Origin of the sequence: Pelatocladus sp. BLCC-F211 (assembly GCF_041928655.1) — a bacterium.
Taxonomy (GTDB): Bacteria; Cyanobacteriota; Cyanobacteriia; order Cyanobacteriales; family Nostocaceae; genus Pelatocladus.
On sequence record NZ_JBHFLM010000177.1, the window covers coordinates 41,343 to 62,313 of the forward strand.

At 41.1% G+C, this 20,971-nt stretch carries 18 protein-coding genes and 1 pseudogene; 15 read left to right on the forward strand and 4 right to left on the reverse strand.

What is annotated here, in order from left to right; translation table 11 throughout:
- Window positions 1-30: 30 nt before the first annotated feature.
- From ACE1AT_RS21830 to ACE1AT_RS21845, 4 genes are read left to right on the forward strand one after another with little or no spacing between them, the layout of a single operon-like run.
- A complete protein-coding gene (locus tag ACE1AT_RS21830; RefSeq protein WP_374872132.1) occupies window positions 31-825 on the forward strand; it encodes a hypothetical protein in 795 nt (264 codons plus the stop codon).
- The gene (locus ACE1AT_RS21835; RefSeq protein ID WP_374872134.1) at window positions 825-2,426 is read left to right on the forward strand and encodes a hypothetical protein; all 1,602 of its coding nucleotides are present in this window, start codon (window positions 825-827) and stop codon (window positions 2,424-2,426) included. The genes ACE1AT_RS21830 and ACE1AT_RS21835 overlap by 1 nt, the downstream gene beginning before the upstream one ends.
- 11 nt (window positions 2,427-2,437) lie before the next feature.
- On the forward strand, window positions 2,438-2,974 hold the full coding sequence (locus tag ACE1AT_RS21840; protein WP_374872136.1) for a hypothetical protein: 537 nt from the start codon (window positions 2,438-2,440) through the stop codon (window positions 2,972-2,974).
- Window positions 2,971-4,167, forward strand: a complete 1,197-nt coding sequence (locus tag ACE1AT_RS21845; protein WP_374872138.1) for a hypothetical protein — start codon at window positions 2,971-2,973, stop codon at window positions 4,165-4,167. Before ACE1AT_RS21840 ends, ACE1AT_RS21845 begins: the two co-directional genes overlap by 4 nt.
- Before the next feature lie 396 nt (window positions 4,168-4,563).
- On the opposite strand, the gene ACE1AT_RS21850 is transcribed toward ACE1AT_RS21845, so the two are convergent.
- Complete coding sequence (locus ACE1AT_RS21850) at window positions 4,564-4,743, reverse strand: hypothetical protein (protein WP_374872140.1); 180 nt, start codon at window positions 4,741-4,743, stop codon at window positions 4,564-4,566.
- On the opposite strand from ACE1AT_RS21850, the pseudogene ACE1AT_RS21855 reads away from it, so the two are divergent.
- The 11 genes and pseudogenes from ACE1AT_RS21855 to ACE1AT_RS21905 all read left to right on the forward strand — a co-directional run.
- Window positions 4,730-6,245: pseudogene (locus ACE1AT_RS21855) on the forward strand (group II intron reverse transcriptase/maturase); the annotation flags it as partial. The gene ACE1AT_RS21850 and the pseudogene ACE1AT_RS21855 sit on opposite strands and share 14 nt — an antisense overlap.
- 6 nt (window positions 6,246-6,251) lie before the next feature.
- A complete protein-coding gene (locus ACE1AT_RS21860; protein ID WP_374872194.1) occupies window positions 6,252-6,389 on the forward strand; it encodes a hypothetical protein in 138 nt (45 codons plus the stop codon).
- Between the two features lie 531 nt (window positions 6,390-6,920).
- Entirely contained in the window at window positions 6,921-8,579 is a 1,659-nt protein-coding gene (gene ltrA, locus ACE1AT_RS21865) for a group II intron reverse transcriptase/maturase (RefSeq protein ID WP_374872141.1), read from the forward strand.
- A gap of 332 nt (window positions 8,580-8,911) precedes the next feature.
- On the forward strand, window positions 8,912-9,577 hold the full coding sequence (locus ACE1AT_RS21870; RefSeq protein WP_374872143.1) for a hypothetical protein: 666 nt from the start codon (window positions 8,912-8,914) through the stop codon (window positions 9,575-9,577).
- Window positions 9,578-9,871: 294 nt separating this feature from the next.
- Window positions 9,872-10,228, forward strand: coding sequence for a TSUP family transporter (locus ACE1AT_RS21875; RefSeq protein WP_374872145.1), 357 nt, complete (start codon window positions 9,872-9,874; stop codon window positions 10,226-10,228).
- A gap of 6 nt (window positions 10,229-10,234) precedes the next feature.
- Entirely contained in the window at window positions 10,235-10,804 is a 570-nt protein-coding gene (locus tag ACE1AT_RS21880; protein WP_374872147.1) for a hypothetical protein, read from the forward strand.
- A 559-nt stretch (window positions 10,805-11,363) separates the two neighbouring features.
- Complete coding sequence (ltrA, locus tag ACE1AT_RS21885; protein WP_374872149.1) at window positions 11,364-13,046, forward strand: group II intron reverse transcriptase/maturase; 1,683 nt, start codon at window positions 11,364-11,366, stop codon at window positions 13,044-13,046.
- 126 nt (window positions 13,047-13,172) lie between these two features.
- On the forward strand, window positions 13,173-14,453 hold the full coding sequence (locus tag ACE1AT_RS21890) for a type IV secretory system conjugative DNA transfer family protein (protein ID WP_374872151.1): 1,281 nt from the start codon (window positions 13,173-13,175) through the stop codon (window positions 14,451-14,453).
- Window positions 14,454-14,462: 9 nt separating this feature from the next.
- On the forward strand, window positions 14,463-14,789 hold the full coding sequence (locus ACE1AT_RS21895) for a hypothetical protein (protein WP_374872153.1): 327 nt from the start codon (window positions 14,463-14,465) through the stop codon (window positions 14,787-14,789).
- Between the two features lie 160 nt (window positions 14,790-14,949).
- Window positions 14,950-16,386 (forward strand): hypothetical protein, encoded by a 1,437-nt coding sequence (locus ACE1AT_RS21900; RefSeq protein WP_374872155.1) that lies wholly within the window; start codon window positions 14,950-14,952, stop codon window positions 16,384-16,386.
- Between the two features lie 8 nt (window positions 16,387-16,394).
- The gene (locus tag ACE1AT_RS21905) at window positions 16,395-18,011 is read left to right on the forward strand and encodes an AAA family ATPase (RefSeq protein WP_374872157.1); all 1,617 of its coding nucleotides are present in this window, start codon (window positions 16,395-16,397) and stop codon (window positions 18,009-18,011) included.
- Here the strand turns inward: ACE1AT_RS21905 and ACE1AT_RS21910 are convergent.
- Genes ACE1AT_RS21910 through mobV form a run of 3 tightly spaced genes read right to left on the reverse strand, consistent with a single transcriptional unit; the run spans window position 18,008 to window position 20,818 of the window.
- Window positions 18,008-18,559: a hypothetical protein gene (locus tag ACE1AT_RS21910; RefSeq protein WP_374872159.1), complete on the reverse strand. Its 552-nt coding sequence runs from the start codon at window positions 18,557-18,559 to the stop codon at window positions 18,008-18,010. The genes ACE1AT_RS21905 and ACE1AT_RS21910 overlap by 4 nt on opposite strands.
- Window positions 18,560-18,599: 40 nt before the next feature.
- Complete coding sequence (locus tag ACE1AT_RS21915; RefSeq protein WP_374872161.1) at window positions 18,600-19,175, reverse strand: hypothetical protein; 576 nt, start codon at window positions 19,173-19,175, stop codon at window positions 18,600-18,602.
- Window positions 19,172-20,818 (reverse strand): MobV family relaxase, encoded by a 1,647-nt coding sequence (mobV, locus tag ACE1AT_RS21920; protein WP_374872163.1) that lies wholly within the window; start codon window positions 20,816-20,818, stop codon window positions 19,172-19,174. The genes ACE1AT_RS21915 and mobV overlap by 4 nt, the downstream gene beginning before the upstream one ends.
- Between the last annotated feature and the right edge of the window lie 153 nt (window positions 20,819-20,971).

Genomic DNA, 20,971 nt, shown 5'->3' on the forward strand with positions numbered 1-20,971 from the left:
ATAATTATCCAAATAATCAGAGAATCAAAGATGAATGAGCATGAGAGTTTAACGAAATCAAAAATTAATGATGTGAAAAACAAAAGATTGCGGTTTTTAAATCGCTCTGAGCGAAAAGATTTTAATGTAGACACTTTAGCATTATTTGCAGTTAGTACTTTTGGATTACACATTCTTACCTTTTTTATATTAATTCTATTGTACGGTTCCTATTCCACTCTCAGTAAGAAAGAACCTCCCTCTTTAGTACAACTACAAGATGGGAAATCAATTAAAGCTATTCCATTGGGAAGCAAGGAGCGCACTGATCAAGTAGTAATGCGCTTTGTAAATGACACAATAATATTAATGATGAATGGCTCTGGTAGCTTAGGTGCAATTACGGCAGAAGAAGCACCTAGATCAAAGATAGATCCTGGTATTGATATTGACGTCGGAAGGAAAGTTACAACTAGTGCATGGCAAGCTGCTAATGCTTTGTCAGAAGACTTTAGAAAAGAATTTTTGAAATTGCTTGCTGATATGACTCCACCAGGAGTATTTAAGGGAACGGCTCAAATGGTGTTAATACCTCTTTCAATTCAACCACCAGAGAAAATAGGTTCAGGTAAATGGAAAGTAAAAATGGTCGCTAACTTAACAATATATAGCCAAGGAGATAATTTAGGAGAAGTGATTCCATTTAACAAAGAAATTTTTGTTCAAGCAGTAGAAGTACCAGACCCACCTGTAGAAATGACAGGACTAACAGCAGTAATTTATGGAGTGCGAAGTTCTGGCTTAGAAATTTATGCGATTCGGGATCTAAGAGAGGAGAATTTGTGATGAGTAATGGAGTAGATAAACAGCTAGATGAGGGTCTTCCACGTAGAAAAAACAGGCAGGTAAAAATTGAATATTCAATTGACCCATCGATTAATCAAGGGGTTTCTAAGCCTGCCTGTTTTTCTGGGGACAATGCTGATGAATCACAAAAATTATCAGCCCCCAGAGAATGGAATGAAGTAGAATTCGCTAATTTATTAAATGTTAAAGATGATAGTGTTAATGATGAAATAGAACAAGAGCAACCAACAGAACAGCAAACTTCATATATTAATCATAATGTCGTTGCTCAAAGAGAATTATTTGATGATCCTCACAGTGGCAAGACTCAGCCGACTTTAGCAAGTAATCCGTTTGCGAAGTTTGGCACGGTAGGTTTGGGCTTTGGAGTGATTTTCGTGATTGCGGCTTCAGTTGTTAGCAGAATTATGGGTACACCTAGAGTTGCACCCCCGATGGTGAAAACTACACCAGAAGCAAAACCGGAGGTTGTAGTAGCAGAAAAACAAGAAGTAGAAACTGGGAAATACAAAGCCCAAGTGGCTTTAGATGAACAAGCACGAACAATTAAAGTATTGAAAAGTTCTAAAAGTCTCAAAACTTCTGCAACCAAACCTAATTCTCAAGCTAAGAATGAGGTGAATAAACAAACTACGCTCCAGGCAACCTCACCTTCCCAAGTTAAAACTTCCCATAACAAACAGCGCATACCTCCAACAGAACTTTATCGTTATCAGCAAGCAACCATTTCTCAACCTCAACCCACAGTAAATCCAGTACCAACTCGTAAACAATCTACTTCCCCAACTACTGATCCACAGCAACAATGGTTGGCTGCTGCCAATGTTGGTAGTTTAAATCTGGGAAATAATGATTCGGTACAACCTACTAATAATACAGAAATACAAAATGCGGTAAGTCAACAAACAGATAATCAAACCAATACATTAAATCAAAATTATCATTATCAATATACAGGTAAACAAATTTTAGTAGGCAGCCGTACTTTGGGAGTTTTAGAAACTCCAATTGTTTGGTCTGTTCGTAGTAATAACATTGAACAGAAATATTTAATTAGACTGACTCAACCGCTCAAAGCTGATGATAACTCGGTAAGTATACCTGGTAATTCTTATATCGTAGTGAAGATAAATAACGCGACGACTGGAGAGTTAGTGCAACTCACTGCAATCTCAGCACTTGTGAATGAAAATGGTAGAGTCCAAGAAAAAACTATTCCTGAAAATACAATTTTAGTTTTAGGTAAAAAAGGAGAAGTCCTTAGAGGAAAAACTAAAAAAGGTAGCACACTTGCAGGAGATTTAATGGCTTCGGTACTATCAGGTGTAGGTCAAGCTGCTGAAATTTATAACAGACAGGATAATGAAATTAATATATCTGGAGATACTACTATAGTGACTTCATCAGATAGGCGTAATCTTGGGGCTGGTTTTGCAGAAGGTAGTTTTAAAGAAATGGTACGCAGAATGCAAACAGCAAACCAGCAAAGATTGCAATCAATGCAATCACAGCCAAAAGTTTATGTAATAGAACAAGGGACACCTGTGCAATTATTTGTAAATCAAACGGTTCTATTATGAAGTGCATAACTATGGGAGCAAATCAATGCGTTATATTATTAATCATCAGTTTAACTTACGTTTGGGCTGGTCGAGTTAGCGCTCTGCCAATTAGAGAAGTCTACTCGCAGGATGCTCAGGGAATTAGTGGATTAAATGTTGAATTAAAAGTGCATCCTGGATATGGATTAACTATCAATTTTATTCCTACGAATGAGAAAATTAACCAGGTATGGATTGGCGATCCTTCTCACTTTGCGTTTACTTCTAATGGTGGTTGTACACACACAAACGAAGTAAATCAGGAATGCTCAAATGAAAACGCAACAGTTTTATTTCTTCGCCAAATCAAGCCTATAAATTTCCCAAATCTTATCGCTAGCAAAGACGGAAGTACACAGTTAACAGTAATCACAAGTGATGATAGTGGTCAACAAAAACAATATCTGTTCCGTCTGATTCCAGCATCAGGTAAACCTGCGTATACAAGTTTAGTTATTAAGCCAGATTCAGAAAAGCCTAAACCATTATTGTTAGAAACTAATATCAAAAATGGGAGGAATAGATGAGAATTATAAGAATATTAGCTGTTAGTACTATTTTAACGACATTTTTTTCTGGAAATCCTTTAGTTTATGCGGATGAAACAATTCCAACTGTGACTAGAAATAATGGCGATTATCAATTAAAAACAGTCGATTGGTCAAGAATCAATTGGGCGAATCTATCACCTGTAGAGCAACCAGGCTACATCAAAGTTCCCCAAAATGTAGCACAGAAAATAGGGTATGACCCTTCTCGTTCATGGTCGGCAGGTCAAAAACTGGACTCAATTATCATGCTTGGGGACGTAGATGATGCTTTTAAGCTTAGTTCTGTAAGTCTCAAAAATATATCTGCAATTGTGCCAACCAACTACTCACAGCAAAAACTAGAAGATTTTGGACTAATGAAGTGGCAGACAATAGCAAGCTTAGTCAAAGCAATTCCCCAGTTGGGGAATCTCGATGTCAGTCAGGTTAAGCCAATAAAGGATTTGTTGGCACTCTCTGGCATTACAGGCAATGGTGATCTCGCATCATATCTACAATCCAATCCAACAGCAGCCAATCTCCCTTTTAGTAAACTAGATTTGAACCGATACTCCATCAATTCAATTCCTGGGTTGGCTACAACGCAGCTTGATGAATTTAAAGACTGGCAACAAAGCCTCATAAAAGAAGTACCTGGACTCAACCAAGTTCCATTTGACCGAATGCCACAACCAATCTCAGATGGAAATGATGTAATTGGTGTTGCATCTTTAGTTTTGGGACAAGTTGAACATGGAGATCCAATGGTAGGTTCTGGTCAATTCGTCTCTGGCAGAGTTAATAGCAATGATGTTACAGTTTCAATTCCTTGTAATGTTGGTGCAGAATGTTCCTATCTAGAACTTGGTGACTTAGCAGGTTCAAGCGGGGGTTTGTATGGTAAGCGTTGGGTTAGTGGTTCATCCCAGAAGGTAAAAGGTGGATTCGGAATTTTAGCTAACGTCAACGGTGGATTGGAACCGACAGGAAGGCTAGTTTATGGTAATGCATTCAAAGTTGTACTGACTGGAGTTTCGGAATCTACTGGCACAGCAGACTTTGGGTTGTATTTCAGATTCTGCACCCATATCCCATTCAGTGGTAAAACTTGCACCCCCTATTTCATTGGCCCAGTACCCTGGATAACAGTTAAAGAGAATGATCTTGTGGTCGTAGGAACTGGTCAATGAAGAAGGCAGAAGTACGAAGGGTGCGACTCGTTCTAGAGCAAATACATAACTCTAGGTGAGAACGTCAAGGACAGAACCTTGAAAAGCTCATAACTGATTTACGGATGGAGGTGTAAGCCCTCCTCTGTAAGGGACACAGTAACTCCCAATCTGCCCACAATGACTAGACTCGGAATTCTAGAGGTTGAAGCTGGGGTCAGGGCGCAATCAGAGCCAAAGCAGATAAGGCACACTGGCGCTAAAGGGGAGACGGCATGGTTAAACATAACCTAAAAAAGCGTCTTAACTTCATTCGGCAATCTGAATCAAAATGCTGAAATTACATCCTAATCTCGCGGAGGTATCCTTCGGCTATCCGCTATCCCTATGAGATGGATGTAGGCGAAGTGGCTAAACCTAACCCGTCAAAACAATCTGTAAATCGGAACGAGGAAAAACGATGGTGAAGTCTTGGGACAGGTCGAAACCCAAGTAGGCGAGACGAGACGCGGAAATCTTCACATCGGGTAGGACGAAGCGTAACTGCTTCGAGGCATTCAGAACACAGGAAGTAAAGTAGAGCATAGTTAGACACATGACTGACACCAGACATAGTGAACTTTGGAAGAATTTACCCTGGCGCAAGCTGAGGAAAAATCTTTTCCGCCTACAATGCCGACTGTGGAAAGCTATTCGAGAAGGCGACCGGAAACGGGCGGCGAACTTGCAAAAGCTAATACTGAAGTCTCGCAATGCTAGATTACTGGCTATTCGACAAGTGACTCAGTTAAATGCTGGCAAGAAAACGGCTGGCATTGATGGCAAAGCATCCCTATCCTTCAAGGAAAGGTTTGAACTCGAAGAAAACCTGAAAGCCACTGCTCATCAGTGGAAGCACGGAAAACTTAGAGAAATTCCCATTCCCAAAAAAGATGGAACCAAGAGAATACTCAAGATTCCAACCATTAGAGACAGGGCTTGGCAATGCTTAATCAAATACGCACTCGAACCTGCACACGAAGCGTTGTTCCATGCAAGAAGCTACGGATTTAGAGCAGGGCGCTCTGCCCACGATTGCCAAAAAATGGTGTTTCAAAATCTTAACTCAACCAGCAATGGCAAAAACAAGAAAATCCTAGAACTTGATATCGAGCGATGCTTCGACAGAATCGGACACACTTCGCTAATGTCCATGATTATCGCTCCACAGAGCATAAAAACAGGACTTTGGAAATGCCTGAAATCGGGGACAAATCCTGACTTCCCAGACCAAGGCGCGCCACAGGGCGGAGTGGTCAGCCCATTACTCGCCAACATTGCGCTAAACGGGATAGAACATATCCACTCCTCGGTAAGATATGCCGACGATATGGTGTTCTTTCTTAAGCCTAATGATAACGCAGAGCTAATACTTGACAGAATAACCAAATTCCTAGCAATACGAGGACTAAATGTAAAAGCAACAAAGACAAGGCTTGTATCCGCGACAGATGGATTTGACTTCTTAGGCTGGCATTTTAAAGTTCAGAAAAAATGGAAAGTTTAGATGCGTTCCCTCTGAGGATAACTTCAAAGCTTTTAAAGCTAAGGTCAAAACCATCGTAAACAACTCGAATTATGGAGCCAAGGTCAAGGTAGAAAAGCTTGCCCCTATCATTAGAGGATGGAGAAACTATCACCGCTTCTGCAAAATGGACGGTTCTCGTTTCTCCCTTTGGTTCATAAGCAACAGAACGTTCAAGGCGTTTCTAAAAGAATCTAAAATGAATCGGTATGAGGCGGAAAGACTGATTAAACGGGCATTCCCGGCAGTACCTTACGCCGAAAATCGATTCGTGAACGTTAAAGGCGATATCTCACCGTTTAACGGGGATATCGTCTACTGGAGCCAACGTGAGTCAAAGCATTATGACGGCACAACTGCCAAAGCCTTATTAAGGCAAAACCATACTTGTGGACACTGCGGATTAAAATTCGCAGACGGTGAAAGGATACACCTCCACCACATGAACGGAAAACATGACGATTGGAAACCTAAGAACCTCCTAGCCATCCACCAGTCATGTCACCAATATATCCACATGAGCAAACGCAAAAGCGCGCGAATGTCGAAAGCTGGGTGCGAGGAAAACTTGCACGCCCAGATTGAACAGAGAGGTGCGGCGGGTAAGCGCGACCTGAAAGGTCGTTTAGTGCGGGAAGCCCACTTCCCTAGAGGATTCACACCCTCTACCCTTGTGTAAAAGGACTCTCATGAGTTCGGTCACGCCCAAGTAGGTAACGAAAAAGGCGGAGTGCAGACCACAAACGTAGCCGAAACTGGTAGCCGAAACCGGTTTTGGAGCTAAAGGGAGTTCTCCCAAGATGAACGAACGTGAATTGACGATTAAACTGCGTCATCGCACAAAGAGCCAAATAAGGCTGAAAGGCTCTAACCAAAAGGTAAGTGGGTAGATTTATAGCTTTATCTTCTATGAATCGTGTGAATAAAATCCCCACCGCAGAAAAGTCAACATCTAAAGGAGAACATACACTAAACGATACAACAGGGTAAGCCCTATAGAGTCTATAGGATGTCGATACCAATAGTAAGCCAACCGCAAGGAAAGCATAATCCTCTGGAGGGTAAAGGATGGAGTAAAAAGCAAAAGCTCGTTTGTAATGAACGAGATAGGGGTTCAAACTTTGCCCCTGACCGAAAGGAATAGCAGACTTACTCTGGGTCTTATGAGAAAGAGAAACTCACAAAGAAACTTAATTCAAGGACAAGTTAGATGTCGTACCCTGGTACAACAAACGGACTAAGAAAACCACTAGAAGATTGGAGCCAAATCAACTGGCGGAAAATCAACAAAGCGGTTAGGAATCTGCGTCAAAGAATCTTTCTCGCGAGAAAACTTGGTAACTGGCGGAAGTTGAGAAACCTCCAAAAGTTAATGCAAAGAAGCTACGCAAACTTATTACTCTCTGTTCGGAAAATCACTCAGACCAATAAGGGTAAAGCAACGGCAGGAATTGACAAAGAAATAATCAATACCCCAAAGCAACGAGTGAAGCTGGTAAACAACTGGAGTGGAGGAAATCAAGAACCTACAAAACGGGTAATGATTCCCAAAGCCAACGGTAAGAAACGACCGCTCGGAATCCCAACCGTGCGCGACAGAATCGAACAGGCAATAATAGTCAATTCACTAGAACCCGAATGGGAAGCCGTATTTGAACCAAACTCCTATGGATTCAGGTGCGGTAGAAGCTGTCATGATGCCATAGCACAAAATTGGATAAGATTAAATGCAAGTCCAAATGCTAGAAATAACTGGGTTCTAGAAGCTGATATTCAAGGATTCTTCGACAATATTGCCCATGAATCTATCCTTAGACAACTAGGTAATTTCCCAAACAAAAACCTAATCAAAGGATGGTTAAAAGCTGGATTTATCTTTGAAGGGATATACAGCCCGACAAAAACGGGTACACCACAAGGAGGGGTATGCTCCCCGCTCCTAGCCAATATCGGATTGCATGGATTAGAAACCTTTATAAAATCCACCAATCCAAAACTTGGAGTGGTTAGGTACGCTGATGATTTTATAGTCACAGCTAGAGACAAAGGAAGCCTCGAAAATGCCCAAATCCAGATTCAGCAATGGTTGTCAGAAAGAGGTTTGAATCTCAGTACGGAGAAAACGTTTATAACGTCAATGGCAGATGGTTTTGACTTCCTCGGCTTCAATCACCGCCATTATAATGGCAAACTGCTTATCAAACCCTCGAAAAAGAAAGTCTTAGACTTTTGTAAACGAATCGGTCAAGAAATAAAAGCAATGAACGGATGTGAACAAGAGGTAGTCATCAAAAGACTGAACCCAATTCTCCGAGGTTTTGCTAATTATTACAGAGGTGTGGTTAGTAGAGAAACCTTTGAATATGTCAAAAGTAGAATATGGCAATACCTCTGGCGTTGGGCTAAGCGTCGCCATCCCAACAAGAACACAAAATGGATACGGAAACGTTACTTTCAGACCATAAATCGCAATAAATGGACGTTCGCTACATCTACTAGCGACCGCCGAGGGAAACAAAAGGATTTAATCCTATACCCGATAGCGTACACGCCCATCGAACGCCATGTAAAGGTCAAGGGGGAAGCGTCACCGGATGACCCTTCACTCAAAGAATATTGGGAAAAACGTCACCAGAAACAGGGTAAGAGCTACTGGGAACGCAACTCGCATAACTCTAAAATAGCTCAAAACCAAAATTGGAAATGTCCCATTTGTGGCGAACCACTATTCAACGGGGAGGAAATAGAAACCCACCACATAATACCTGTTGCGAAAGGGGGACTAGACGACCTAGAAAACCTTCAGCATTTGCACAAAGCGTGTCATCAACAGGTACACACTAAATCCAAGTCAACTCGCTTGAAGTAGGACTTGAGCCGTGTGAGCGCGAAAGTCTCATGCACGGTTCTTAGGGGAGGGGAGAGCGGCGACGCTCGAACCTTACCCGACTACTGCCCATCGACTCTAACCAAAAGGCAGAAGGTAATCAGATGGGGATTCTGACCCCACCTGATTAAAGACCGCTCGTAGGAGCGGGGGTCTTAAACCCGGATGGGCAAGGCAAAAAGCAAAACCTAAAACTTTTTCCTTCCTTCTGCCCTCTGCCTTCTGCCTTGCCCGAAGGGCGATAATACCAATTCAAAATTCATCCATTGTTTCTTAAATGAATGAATGTTTCAACTTAGTAGAGGTAAATAGATATGTACTCAGCAAAAACATCAGGTTTTGACATCAGTTCAAGAACCCAAAAATTAGAGGAAAAAATCACCATAGATTGTGGAGAACGTTTGCCAATAGAAATCTACCTGGTGGCTGAACTTCCTCCAGGACTAGGAAATGTGATTGTTCGCAATGGCTTACAAAGACAACAAAAACATGAAAATTTTGTAGAGGAATACAATGTTTTGAGTGCAAGAATAATAAATGTAGATTTATCTAGAGATAACTTGACAGCGATATACACCTTTGGGATTGAAAAAGATTTGGTCTTCCATCGGCATACAGGGCAAAGGGCAATCACTGCTATTAGTGGGAGTTCGGGTGTATTACTCAAGTTTAGTAGTGCAACTCCTGAAGAAGTAGAGCAAAATCCTCAATTGTTTTTGGAGAAAATGTCTTTTGTGGAAATTCCTCCAGATGTTATTTTTATTCTTCGTTTTTATGGAGGAACTTGGCATCAATTCTGCTCGCATGGAGGACAGGAAGGGTTGTTTGCTGTAACAGTTCATGTGGACGAGATGGAGGGATTAGAAGAGGACGAATTTTTGAGGAATGAAGTCTTGTCTGGCAATTCTTCAATTCCTCTGTTGACTGAATGCGTTCCCTTAAATATTGAAGAGTTGTTGAAGGTAGAGAACATTATTTGATGGGGGTTCTCATAAAATTATAGAAATTGGCTCTGCCAATTTCTACAGGTTTATCCCAAGGGCGGTTCGTTTTTCAGGTGGATCTACTAAAAGCTTCAACAAGATAGAAGATTATATAAGTGTGGGTACAAAATTTACCAAGAAGCGGAGGCGCTCTTGCTGGGGCGGAGTAACAAGCTCCATCTCAGCTTTCCCCCTTGCGCCCTGCCGCCTGCTCCCCTGCCTCTTTTGACCCACACATTTAAATTTTCATTTTTAGTTGATAGCTACTGTTCACCTTATCCAAGTTAGAGAATGATTACTCAATTACTGTTAGTCGGTGTAATAGCTGGCATCATCGGTGGAATGTACGGAGGCGGTGGATTTGTTATTGTTCCAGCAATGACATTCTTAGTTGGAATTAGTCAAAAATCAGCAACGGGATTATCTTTGGGGGTGCAACTTTTCAGTATTTTAGGAGCTGTTGTCTATTACCGCGAAGGCTATTTGAGTATCAAGTACGCAATATTTGTGGCTGTGGGAATGATTTTAGGAAATTTTTTGGGGGCGAGTTTAGCAACTCAATCATTCGTCTCTGACACATTTATCAAAAAAACCTACGGTCTTTTTTTGCTATTTGCTGCTGTTAAATATTTATTTTTACGCTCATAGAAACAAATGCGTAACTCAGTTCAATACATAGCTACAAATAATAACTCAAATAATGCTGTATTTAACACAAGCCAACAGCTTGGTGTATTGCTTAAGTCTCAATCTGGCTTAATGCTGCTAGGATGCTTGATTGTAATTGGTATTTTCTCATGGTTAAGTTCACACCACAAAAAAGGCAAGGTTGCAACGAGTTATTGGGGTGGTGCTTCTCAGAAGGCAACAGCTCGAAAAAAAGCCACTGAACAAATGAATAACACCACCCGCAACAACGTGGCGTTGTATGTGGGTATGCCGGAGAAAATGCGTGACAAGCTCCAGGCACAGTGGCGTTCTCAAGGGCTGCTGAAAAATTATTCTCATCAAAAATGGAGTAAAGAACTCAGAAAACTTAATGCAAGTCCCACACTGTATGTAAGCGATGCTCAAAGGGGAATTGCTGCCATTGGTGCAGCCGGCTCAGGTAAAACCTTCAGTGTGATTGATCCCCTGATTCGTAGTGCTTTTGATCAGGGTTTTCCCGTGTGCCTCTATGATTTTAAATATCGTGCGACTCGTTGGCTAGAAATCACTCTCTAAAAAGTGAAGGATTAGCCGCTAGGTAAAAATCTGAACCTAGACAACTTGATATTCGTGAAGGTGAAATTCCTTCCCCCTCTGGTGAGAGGGTGACAGCATATCCCCCACGGTAGCGACTGACTATCAATCCGTGAAGCGGGGATAAAGGATGAAAACCGAAAGTCCTATTCGGTATCTCATCTTGCATAGTTGTATACGGACAACGTAAGTGAAGGTACATCTGAACTGTCGTGAAAGTCAAATAGCCAAACGGGACTGATAGGCTATCGCCAAAAGGCAATGGATAATAGAACTGGCAATGGTATTTTGACCAGTATTCACCTCTAATAAACCCGGCAGAGAGTACCGTCCTACATACAACGTCAAACGAATATCAGGAACGAGATAACTCTCATGAGTTGCTCTCAAAAGTAAGGTCGAAACTTTGAGTAGGTGTCAACCGCAAGCCTCATGAGAGAAGGATTGTCTCAAAAGCAAATGCCTTGAGTAATGCCAAGGATAAGCCGACAGAGACACGACTGAATGGAAGGTAAAGCTACGTGCGTAGAGTATAAAAGTCATGAACACGGACAACGTACCGATGTATGAATGGAACAAACTGCCCTGGCGAAAGTTAGAGAAACAGGTGTTTAAGCTCCAAAAGCGGATTTACCGAGCCTCACAGCGTGGTGATGTTAAGACAGTCCACAGACTCCAAAAGCTGTTACTTAAATCTTGGTCTGCCAAATGCTTGGCTGTCAGAAAAGTGACCCAGGATAATCAAGGCAAGAAAACAGCAGGTGTTGATGGAATCAAAAATTTGACTCCACAACAACGCCTTTTAATGGTTAATAAGTTAAAGCTCACGAACAAAGCCTCTCTAACACGCCGAGTTTGGATTCCCAAACCAGGAAAGGCAGAGAAGCGACCATTGGGTATACCTACTATGGAAGATAGAGCCAGACAAGGGTTAGCCAAACTTGCTTTAGAACCTGAATGGGAAGCTCGTTTTGAGCCAAATTCATATGGCTTTAGACCAGGCAGAGGATGCCATGATGCAATAGACGCAATTTTTAAACTGACCAACCGTAAACCAAAATACGTTTTGGATGCTGATGTTGAAAAATGCTTTGACCGCATCAATCATGAAGCTCTTGTGAAAAAAATTGGTACATTTCCACTGTTGCGACGCGCCCTTTGTGCGTGGTTGAAAGCAGGAGTGCTAGATGGTGATAGTATCTTTCCTACACAAGCAGGAACCCCTCAAGGGGGAGTTATTAGCCCACTCCTGGCTAATATCGCCTTGCATGGACTAGAAACAACCATTCAAAACGCATTTCCAGCTACAATTAAACGTGACGGACAGATAATTCAACCCTGGAAACCACAAGTCATCCGATATGCTGATGATCTAGTAGTTATCCATCAAGATTTGTCTGTCATCCAAAAATGCCAAGAAATTATTAATCAATGGCTTCATGAAATTGGTCTAACCCTCAAACCAGAGAAAACCCGTATCACCCATACTCTCGACCCTATTAATGGTCAAGTTGGGTTTGATTTTCTTGGTTTCAATGTTCGTCAGTATCGAACCACGAATAAAAGAAATAATAAAGGGTTTCATGTCCTGATCAAACCCAGTCAAGAAAGCATAAAAAGGCACTATCATAACTTAAGCGTCATAGTGGAACGGCATAAAGCGGCTCCACAAAGGGCTTTGATAGACCACCTGAATCCTGTGATTCGCGGATGGTGTAATTACTACTCTACTGCCGTGAGTAAGCGCTTATTTGCCAAACTCGACCATATGCTTTTCAATAAGCTTAAAAGTTGGGCGAAACGGCGACATTCACAAAAATCTTCTTACTGGGCTATGGATAAATACTGGGGAGTCAATCGAGGTTTGGGATGGACGTTTTGTACAACAGATAAAGCAAAACTCCTCAATCATTCAGACACCCCTATTATCAGGCATATTAAGGTTAAAGGAACAGCTAGTCCGTATGACGGAGATTGGAGCTATTGGGCATCCCGTACAGGTAAACATCCTGAACTCCCTTCACGAGTAGCTAAACTACTTAAACAACAAAAAGGGAAATGTCCTTTCTGTGGTCTGTATTTTGGCATGGATGACTTAATAGAAGTTCATCATAAAGACCAGAATCGCTCTCATAATCAATGGAACAATCTGGTTTTGCTTCATCGTCACTGCCATGACCAAATTCATGCCGGACATAACATCCAACGCCAAAGGTACTCATGACAAGAGCCACTCAGTTGAGGAGCCGGATGAGGTGAAAGTCTCAAGTCCGGTTTTGAAGACGAGTAGCAATGGCGACATTGTTGCTTAGTTTAACCTGCCCAAACGAAACGAGCTGTTGCATATGCAATGAAGCGTGGCTACACAGTGCGAGTCTTTGCGCCAGGATTTGCTGAGAGTGAGTCTTGCAATCCTCTGGACTTGCTCAAAGATGAAGAAGATGCGATCGCCGCCGCCCAGATGACTTCTGTGATTTCTCGTAATTTTGATCGTGGCGGCAATAACAATGGCGACAAATTCTTTGAGGAAGCGGGTGAATCACTGGTAGAAGGTATTTTGTTAGTTACCAAAGCGATCGCTACTCTCACAGGTGATGACCAATATTGCGATTTAATGACGGCCCAAGCGATTCTCAGCTTACCCGATTTGGCAGTACGCTTAGAAGCCGCATCCAAGTCCAAGTTGAAGATATGGACAACTCGTCCGCTTTCTCAGCTCATTAGCGTCAAACATTCAGAAAAGACAGCTGCTTCTATCATTGGTAATGCTCAAAGGATGTTTCAGCGCTTTCTCAAGAAAGATTTTGTCGGTGGATTCTGTGGTAAAACCACATTACCACTGGATTTGGATGGAAAGCAGCTAATTATATTTGGGTTAGACCGAAATAACCGCGATATTGTTGGGCCACTGCTAGCTGCCATCTTGCACATGATTGTCAGCCGCAACGTATCGCGGACTGTGCCACGTAAAGACCCTTTAGTGGTAGCGTTGGATGAATTGCCGACGCTGTATCTACCGTCGTTGGTGAATTGGCTGAACGAGAACCGCGAGGACGGATTTGTAGGTATATTAGGATACCAAAATATTTCACAGTTAGAGAAAGCTTACGGTAAGGAATTAGCCAGAGCTATTTTAGGAGGAACAGCAACCAAATTTATCTTCAACCCCCAAGACCCAGAATCTGCAAAACTGTTCAGCGACTACCTTGGTGAGATGGAAATTCAATTTAATTCCAAATCGCGCAGTACGGGTAAAGGAGGTGCATCGCACAGCAGGAACGAACAGCGCCAAAAGCGTCACTTATGGGAACCAGCGCAGTTTGCCAAGATGGGTACAGGTAAAGCAGTGATTATCAACCCAGCTTACACTTGTGGTAGCGAAGCTTATGTCCCGTTGCTGCAAAAACTTAAGGTTCCTCGATCTGATATTGAGGAAATGAATTGGTCAGAAAGTAAGTGGGATATGATTCGCTCACGACTAGTTGCTCAAAACTCCCCAAGCATTGTTAGCGATGCAGAGCGCTCCCAACAATTTCTCGAACGGCGCTCTCTAGTTGAAAAATTGTTCCCAATACCAGAACAGGAGCAAAAAGAAGTACCGTCTCCAGAAGAACTTTCCAATGTGTTTTGAGATTTAGGTATGGAAACATTACGAATAAATTTTAGCGATCGCGTGTCTGAAGTGTTGATCTGCTACCCTGAGTGGCAACAGATAGTAAATGATGCTGTTAACAAATCTCCTTTTGACGAGAACTATTGCCCGGTCAGTGTAGAAGTATTTGACCAGCATGGTTTATTAGTTGGTAGAGTTTGTGATTCTTATCCTTATGAAACTACGAGAAATGTTAATGAAAAAAGTGAGTTTTTTGCATGGTTAGTTGATGGAGAATTAGCAGTATTTTATGTAGATTCAGAGATTGTTATTAATCGATTGCAATTCTTACCATCTATACAGATTGAAAGTTAGGGGATCTCCAGAAAATAAAATGTCCCGCCCTATCAAATATATTTTGGCTCAGTCCAAGGATTGATGAGCGTTCCGCCCCAAGGCGGAACGCGAGGGCGGGACATTTTATTATTTGGAAGTGCTTAGTAAAAACAACTTAACCTAACTGGAGAATTAGTTAATGCCTGAAGTCTTTACGGTTTCTGCTGGTGATGCATCTACAATGCAGCGCCATTACGAACAAATGATTGAAACATTGCTGCGAGCTTTGTTAGATGCTAAACAGGATAAGAATAATGAATATCAAGGATTGAAAATATTCGATAAAGACAGACTCGTTTACGGGCGTGATCAAAACCAATTTCGTGACGCATATTGGCTAGAGAAAAAGAGGGAGGCTTCTATCGATAAAATCGATTGGCCCATAGATAAATCAAGGGGCATCAAGCCTCCCTCTTTTTCTGAGATTCGCCTCGGTGATGAGGTTTCAGGATTATCAGGACAGCTTTTAAATCCTCAACTCATTGTGCAGCTCCAACGATTACGTTCTACGCCTGTTGGAGGCATCGTGGAGGGAGCAGCTAATAAAACAGTTGAATTAGATGGTCGAATTGTTTTGCAATCTGATGAAAACGGTCGAGTAACTGTTAATACTTTGGAATCGCAAAACACTATTCAAAATACAAATCCTCAACCAGTAAATCAAGTTCAAGAAAAAGAAGTGCAAAAAAATAATAATTCCAGCACAATCAATGGAAGTGAGCGAGTAATGTCATCACTGCAATCAATAGAAGATAGCCCTTTAAAAGCACTATTATTAAGTACACTCCAGCAGTTGCAAAATGAAAGAAAGGCATTAGAACAGGAACGTGCTTTGTATCGAAATCTAATTGAGAGAAGGCTTCAACAGCCTCAAAATAGATCATGGTGGCAGCAAGTCAAGAACAATGTATTAATTGTGATTGGTAGTGTAGATGCTGCTTTTAAGATGGCAGTGCAAGAGTTTAGAGAACATTCTGCAAAACACAAAGGTGCGGCATCACTGAAAGCTTTATTTCATAGCCAAACACGTCCGGGAGAGAGGGAGTACCAAACACCTGCGTATCAGATTTTTTACAATGGTTCATCTTATGAAGTTTTAGATTTGAATAGTAACAGAAAAATTATGCAGTTTCGCTCCACACCTTTAGGTGTGAAGATTGAAAAAGAAAACTTGAACCCAACACATATCAAAGATATTGACGATTTACGACATTCTCTGGAGCAAAATGAACCTATTCCTACCTCTTTCAATTCTGTAGGAAAACAGGAAGCAGAATATTTAAACCGTGTTAATAATGTTGTGAATGCTCTGATACAGTATGCTCTTGCTCGGCAAGAAGATGTTGAAATTGATGGAGCTTTATCTTACAAATGGAAGGCTAGTCAAGATGGAAGTGTAAGCATTGTTGCAAAAGATGGACGTGGAACATTACTTCAAAAAGAAAAAGGAAGTATTACCAGTTCTATGAATGAGAAGGATTTGGCTCATTTTGAGCAAGTGTTTTCTCATTATAGATTTGATTACAGCGTCACGTTTTCACCGACAAAAGTAGAGAGTCAAGAGTTAGAAAGATAACTAGAAGTATGCAATTATCTAAGTTAAGTTTATGGTTTAAAGCAGCTACGCCTATTGTTAGCGTTAGCACTCCGTTATGTGAACGCATAACAGTATTAGAATTGATTTATCAAGAAATCGCTGTGAATAAAAATATCCCTCTATATGTATGGAATGCTGGTTGGGGATGTTTTAAACAGTTTAAAGCTGATTCACAAATTAATCAGTTTTATCCTGTAAATTTAAAGGAATTACAAGTTATTAACGACGGTGTATTTGCTGCTTTTGATTGTTTACTGTCCTATGATGGCGAGGGAGTTTTTATATTTGAGAATCTACCCTCCCTAATTAAGGAAACCTTACCTGGATATTTTGGTATTTCTTCGAGAATTATTTCCCAAATCATTAATACTTTTTACGAATTGTCAAAATGTGAATTAGCTAAATATGTAATTTTAATGACAACGGATAATACTGAGCTACCTCAATCTCTATGTGATTTAATTCCGACTCTTTCTACCCCCTTGCCTTCTTCTGAAGAGATAGCTAGTTTCATTCAAATTTTTTTTGCGAAATTTCTAGGTAAATTGCCAGGAGAATTTGAAATATCCAGCTTAGTTCATGCTGCTTCTGGCTTAACAATTGAGGAGATACGTACAGGATGTGCCTTAGCTTTTCATTCGGCTGACCAAATAAATACTCAAACTCTAGCTTCACACTTACTGTCTTACAAAATAAGTCGCTTTTTGGCTTTCAACTTGAACTTTATTCCCAGCCCAAATGTGCCTGATTTTGGTGGGTTGGATTTGCTCAAAGATTTTATCAAAAAGGCAAAACTTGATTTTTCTGGGCAAGCACGAGATGCTAATATTCCCCTTCCCAAAGGAGTGCTTTTAGTAGGCCCTCCAGGGACAGGTAAAACCCTTGCAGCAAATGTTTCAGCAAGAGAATTGGGATTTCCTCTGATTAGCATCGATACAGGTGCAGTCGCAACAGGTGGGGCAACCTATCTTAAGCGCCTATTGACTAGGGTAGAAGCTTGCGCTCCTGTTGTGCTTTACTTTGATGAGTTTGATAAGTTGTTTGCTGCCAATTCTGTAACTGGTGAAGATAACACTAACAACAAACAAATTTTAGGAACTTTGCTCACCTGGTTGCAAGATAAGCACAGTCCTGTTTTTGTAGTAGCAACTCTCAACCGACTTGACGCACTGCCACCAGAATTAACCAGAGTGGGCAGATTTGAAGAGATCTTTTACGTCGGTTTCCCTCAAGCTATAGAGCGTAAGGAAATTTTGACGCTGCATTTGGCGAGATTTGATCAACGTTACTGTAATGGCGGTAATCCTCTAAGTTCTAAGGAATGGCGCGTCATCCTCAACAAGACTGTCAACTGTACCGGGGCAGAATTGGCACGAATGGTAGAGAAAGCTGCTCGTTGTCAGTTTCATCAGGGGCGGGAGATTCTAATTGGATTAGCTGAGTTGTTGGAGCAGCGAGAAGCAATGGTTCCTTTATATGTGCGGGATACAGATAGAATATTGGCGATTGAAAATAGGGCTAAATACTTCACTCAGCCCTCATCTAGCCCTGACGATTCAGAATATGCCCCAGCAATCACTACTTTTTGGGGAAATTCTATCTAATTTTTTTGATTAGTTTCTTCAAAAGCCTCACATCTGGATGTTAAAGAAGCCTCTCCAAATCTAATCTCGTTATTAATCTGAGCATCCGTCATTTTGGTTTTTGAAACAATGGAAGCGGTTGGTTTGATTCCTGTTTTAGGTCGAAAAATTGCATCCATATCGTAAAATTGAACAGATATCGGCTTTTTGTATGGTGGTACGCAACCGGCAGAGGATGCAATTAGTTTGAGTGAGTCAAAGAAACCTGCTTTCACTAGCTTTGCCTCACCTATCGGTTCCCAAAGATTTCGCTTAACATTAATGCATTTTTCTCCTGATTCAGTACCTGAAACCCCACACACTTGCAAAACAATAACAGAGGCAGGTGGGTACGAAGATTGGTCTTTATTGGATTTTGAATTGATTTGGTCAGTTGTAATATCTGAAGTTTGAGTAGGGGACGTAGTTTGGCAAGATACTAATCCAAACAATATTAGAGCGTTAGCAAACAAATTTATTAGCCAAACTTTCTTTTTATTTCTGGTTGAATTATGTAATTGAAATAGCATTTGTCCTCTTTAAAAACATGGAAATTTTAGCCAAATTAATTTAGTCAAGATTAATAACTGATACAGCACCGCAACTAGCACAATACCAGGTAGAACGCCATTTATTCATCTGTTTTGGATAAATCATGCAGTTGTAGTATGTAAACCAAGTTTTTATCGGCATAATAACTGCTAATCCTATCAAAATTACTGTTCCCAGACTAAATGTTGGTTTGATAAAACTGAACAATAAAATAATGGGAATAATTAGAAACCATGAGAGTTTTTTCTTTTGTGGTGGAGCTAATCTTTGGGGGACGCATAAATACACATAAATCGCGCAAACCTTCTCAAAACGAACGGGTTTATTGCGACTATTCTCAGTATTGTTGCGAAAACCCGTTCGTTTTGAGAATCCACCGCGAAAAGTTAATTCGCAGAGCCAATAAACCAAAAGGTTTGCGCGATTTATGCGGTTTTTTTCCACGGCTAAAACAGAACTGGTTGTTCCACTTGCGTTGAGTCTAGAAAAGAATACAGAACTCATAAGAGAAAGCTCTGTACTATATGTTTGCTCCGACCAAGTAGCAGATACCGAGCGAAGTTGGTTTGATTTGCAATGCGGACAACCGATCATCTTTCCATCTCCTCAATTGCTTTGTAATGTTTTGAATTCTGATTCTTTAGTTGTTCGTTCCAAGTAGTATTTGGTTTGAGATGTATAGCCTGTGGTAAAGCTTTTTTGATTGCCCTTGCGGCTGTTGTGGACATAGCAATAGCCACGGTTGGTACATTTTGTAGAAATTCAACCGGAATTTTGGCGTACTCACTATCAATAGTCAGATATAGTGTTCTGTGTTCGTGAGGAACGTTCAAGGTTGCTAAAGATAACGCCTCAATAGGTGATGAGACAAGTATTGCTGTTTTTGTCGGAGAATCTTTAGTTCCGCCCATGCTGATATGGAACCAACCTTGCGATCGCCTGCTTGTGGAATACAAATTAAAAACATTCTCATTGATATTGGTAGGGTGCAAGTATGCTCCAGTCACCTCCAAAGCAAGATTACGTGCTGTAAACACCCCATTCCCAAAAGAGTCTGCGTAAACTAAGCGATGTTTGTATAGAGCTTGTACTAACTTTTGAGGGATACAGCGTGATCGTGTAAGGTAATGCTCAACTTCTGGCCAGCAAGCAGCGTTTTGTTGAGGTGGGACAAATGGTTGAAAACAAATAGATTGAGCAATATTTAAAGCTTGGGTTCTAGCATGATGGATAACAGCTTGTAGCATACCTTGAGTGCCAAAACGCTCATACAACCAAGCACTCGCCTGGTCGAAGGTGTATTGGTTAGTTTGCATAACCAAGTCAAGGGTATCAATATGAGGTTGTAGGGAATGATTCAAGCCCAACTCATAAGCCACTTGTGCGGGTGGTAAGTCCTGCAATTGTTTGGTTTGGTATTGTAGAGACTGTAATTCACGGTCTAGTTGTTGCCTTAGTTTTTCGCTATTTATTGCAGTTTGTTTTAATTGTTCTTTCTGTGTAAGCAAGCGAGTGCGATCAGCTAGTTGGTGATTGATAATTTCCAACTGGGGACGAAGAAGTTCAATCGTGCGTTGTCGATAAGATTCGCTTGATTCTCCAGCTTGAGGTTGTGGGAAGAAGCTTGGCAAATTTAGAGTTTCAAAGCTTTGGTTAACAGCGGCATAATATTTGTTTATCTTTGTGTGCCTGGCTCTACTGCCTTTGATACCGCGTTCCAATCCAATAGATGCCATTGCTGCTGCATAGCTATCTTGCAGCTGGTAAAGTTTTTCATATCCACCAAATAGTCCCCGGCAGTTGAGTTTGCCATATTCATCTAAGGGGACAAGATATGCGTGGATATGGGGGGTCGATTCATCCAAGTGCAATTCAGCTCGGACTATGCGATCGCCAAAAGTCTGATTCAGCCAACAACGGGTAGCTTGTTGAAAATCCTCTAAACGCTTAGGCAAGTAGTAACCAGACTGCGATGAGTTATCAGGGCGAAAGAATTCGGGACTAGCGCTCAATAATAATTCCACTGCCAAAACAGCATTGGAACGAATTTTCTGCTCTCCGATTTTGTTCTTAACCAAGGTTGCCAAGCTAGGGTCATCGGGAGAACCAATGAGTCGAAGATTATCAACATTTGGGTTGGCATTGGGTATGTCTTTAATTCTTGCAGTATGGGATTCATTACTATTTAGAGAACCCCAATCTTTGATTTTTTGTATTCTACAGATAGCAAAGGGCATGGAACGAAGAGTGCGTATTATTGCTTGATTAGTTGAGTAGATTTTGGGATAGAATTGCAGAAAAATTAGTGTAATTGAAAATACATTTCCATCTCTTTTTGTTCTACGTATTTTGTAATTGATGATAAGATTATAAATTAATAAATAGAGATA